This window comes from Gemmatimonadota bacterium, from assembly GCA_026706845.1.
In the GTDB taxonomy this organism is placed as follows: Bacteria; Latescibacterota; UBA2968; order UBA2968; family UBA2968; genus VXRD01.
In genome coordinates this window covers 1-3,212 of sequence record JAPOXY010000229.1, presented here as the reverse complement: position 1 = coordinate 3,212, position 3,212 = coordinate 1, and the positions used below count along the sequence as shown (strand labels likewise).

Below are 3,212 nucleotides of genomic sequence, written 5' to 3'. Positions count from 1 at the left end.
ATTCGGCTGTGGTGAGCTGCCCTGTATCCACGAGCGCGTAGCCGGTTGCAATGGCCTCTAAGCCGTGTGCTTTCAAAATTGGCGCAGCCTTGACGTGTTGCCCGATCAGCAATTCGGGATTGCGACCACTGATAAGCGACAAAAACATAATCGCATCGGCAGCCGCGGAGATCTGGTTGGTATCGCCGGGAAATATAATCACCGGAATATCTACAGCGCTTACGACCTCGCGCACCATGCGATCAAAATTGGTGGATAACAAAAAACTGCCGCCGATCAAAATGGCATCTGCTCCCTGCGCTTCGCAAAGAGAGGCCGTGCGTCCCAGATCTTTTTTGTCGAGCCTATCGGGATCCAGATAGGGCAAAAACCCCGCCCCGCGGCAATTGCGAATAGCCATTAACTGATCGTATATCGACATTGAGGCACTCACCCTCCCACCTGTGCCCGAATGATGTCGGGCACTCGCGCCAGAGCCTCTCCGATCTTTTCGGGAAACTTGCCACCGGCCTGCGCCAGATGGGGGCGACCTCCGCCTCCGCCACCCACAATCTGTGCGATGGCTTTGACAACATTGCCAGCCTGCACGCCCTGACCGATCAGATCGTCCGTCACCACAGCCAGAAGCGATGCCTTGCCATTTAAATTCGCACCAATCACGCCAACGCCCTCTGTACCCAAGGCATCGCGCAAACCGTCGCCCATTGTGCGAAACCCTTCCATATCGGGCGGCGAAACCTCGGCGGCCACAACGCGCACCCCATTTACATTCAGAGCACTGCTCACCAGCATATCCATCTCTGAACCGGCCTGCTCTCGCCGCAAGCTCTGCAACTCGCGCTCGAGTTCGCGATTGTGCGCGATCAGGTTCGCGACCTTATCCGACAACTCCGATGTTGGTGCACTCAGTTGCGACGAGAGATCGACCAAAATTTTCTTTTGCTCGCGCACGAGGGATTCTGCACCCGGTCCGGTAACCGCCTCAATGCGCCGCACGCCAGCTGCGGTACCCGTCTCTTGCGTGAGTTGAAACAGCCCGATCTGCCCGGTGCTTTGCACATGCGTGCCACCGCACAACTCCAGGCTAAAATCCCCTACCTGCACCATGCGCACCACATCGCCATATTTTTCGTTAAACAACATCATCGCACCCATTTCCACGGCGCGATCTAACGTATCAAAAGAAATATCGACAGCCCAATCCCGCCTGACCGCGTCATTGACAATGCCCACAATATCGTCTAATTGTGTGGGTGTTACACCTTCAAAATGCGTAAAATCAAAGCGCAACCTATCTGGGGCAACCAGCGAACCGGCCTGGTGTACATGATCGCCCAAAACCTGCCGCAAAGCGCGATGCATCAGATGCGTGGCCGTGTGATTGCGCGCTGTATTCAAACGGGCTTCAGCATCGACGCGCGCATTCACATCCATCCCCACCAACCCTTCGGTCTGCCCATTGCACAGGCGACCGCGATGCACAATTGCTTCTCCCACCTTAAATGTAGTCGCTACTTCAAAGCACACACCTTCTCCTGCAATTTCACCCTTATCCCCAACCTGCCCGCCAGACTCGGCATAAAACGGCGTTATATCCAGATAGAGATCCAGCATCTCGTCCTGTGCGGGTTGACAGGCGACAATGTGCGAATCGGATGCGAGTGTTTCGTATCCCACAAATTCCGAATGCTTTTTGGTAAGTGTAACCGTTGGTTCATTTACGTGAAAATGAAAAGAAGCCGCCAAACGAGACCTCTCCTGCTGCTCCGCCATCCGCGCTTCAAAGCCCTCCTCATCCACCTCGATACCTTTTTCAGCTGCCATCAACCGCGTCAAGTCAATGGGAAAGCCATAGGTATCGTATAACTGGAAAGCATCTGCCCCGGAAATACGTCCTTTCGCCTGCATCGCGTCGAAAATTTCCAGCCCGCGATCCAGTGTTTTGCCAAATCCCTCTTCCTCAGACCGAATCACCCGTGTAATATAATCGCGTTTTTCTGCCACCTCGGGAAAAACAACACCCATTTCACTGACAACTGTCTCTACCAGTCGAAAAATAAACGGCTCATGCATCCCCAGCGAGCGTCCAAACCGCGCAGCACGGCGCAAAATCCGCCGCAAAACATAGCCTCGCCCTTCATTGGACGGCAGCACCCCATCTGCGATTGCAAATGAGAGTGTACGCACATGATCGGCAATCACGCGTATGGGTACCTGATGGTCTTTGTTATAGGGCTTTCGGGTAATCTCACTGATCGCCCCAATAATTGGCAAAAACACATCCGTATCGTACGTGGTTTGTACACCCTGTAAAATCGAACAAATCCGCTCAAATCCCATCCCCGTATCCACATGCTGATCTGGCAAAGGCTGCAATATGCCATCGGCACCGCGATTGTACTGAATAAAAACCAGATTCCAGATCTCGACATAATCCTCAGCATCTACATCCGGTACGGCATCCTGTTTTGCCGGATCATCGCCGAGATAAAAGTGTATCTCAGAACACGGGCCACAAGGACCAGTATTTCCCATCTCCCAGAAATTATCTTTCTTACCCAGACGCAACACGCGATTGGCGGGCAAATCCGTCACGCGGGACCAGAGTTTTTCAGCCTCCACATCAGCCTCCAGACCATCCTCCTCGTCGCCACCAAACACCGTTACCCACATGCGATCTTTTGGCAACTGCCACACATCTGTGAGCAACTCCCACGCCCATGCTATGGCTTCTTTTTTGAAGTAGTCGCCAAAAGACCAGTTGCCCAACATCTCAAAAAACGTGTGATGGTTAGGGCTGAATCCCACTTCTTCCAGGTCGTTGTGTTTGCCCGAAACCCGCAAACACTTCTGCGTATCAACTGCCCGTGAATAAGGCCGATGCCCGGTGCCCAAAAACACATCCTTAAACTGATTCATACCCGCATTGGTAAACAACAGCGTGGGATCGTCTTGCGGCAATAGGGGCGCACTTTGAACCCGCGTATGACCTTTGGACTCAAAAAACGCCTGAAACTCTTCGCGAATTTGTACAGCAGTCTTCATCTTCTATTCAACCCTCTTCATTTTCTATTTTAGACCACACCTTTTGAGCGACATCTCGCGCAACCGAAACCTCAAATCCCCTGCGCCCCAAAAAACCGTACATCCGTCCGAGAGCTTTCTCACGAGACAATCCCCGGTAGCGATTTGCCCTGCTCATCAGCAAATCG

At 52.9% G+C, this 3,212-nt stretch carries 2 protein-coding genes; both read right to left on the bottom strand.

The features are described 5' to 3' along the window. The coding region (locus OXG87_20625) for a geranylgeranylglyceryl/heptaprenylglyceryl phosphate synthase (protein ID MCY3871960.1) at nt 1-421 on the bottom strand (421 nt) is incomplete at its 3' end. 8 nt (nt 422-429) lie between these two features. After that, complete coding sequence (alaS, locus tag OXG87_20620; GenBank protein ID MCY3871959.1) at nt 430-3,045, bottom strand: alanine--tRNA ligase; 2,616 nt, start codon at nt 3,043-3,045, stop codon at nt 430-432. Nucleotides 3,046-3,212 lie beyond the last annotated feature (167 nt).

What these genes read in the sequence shown, in the direction of transcription:
- alaS (MCY3871959.1), bottom strand. Translation starts at nt 3,045, where the DNA reads ATGAAGACTGCTGTACAAATTCGCGAAGAGTTTCAGGCGTTTTTTGAG.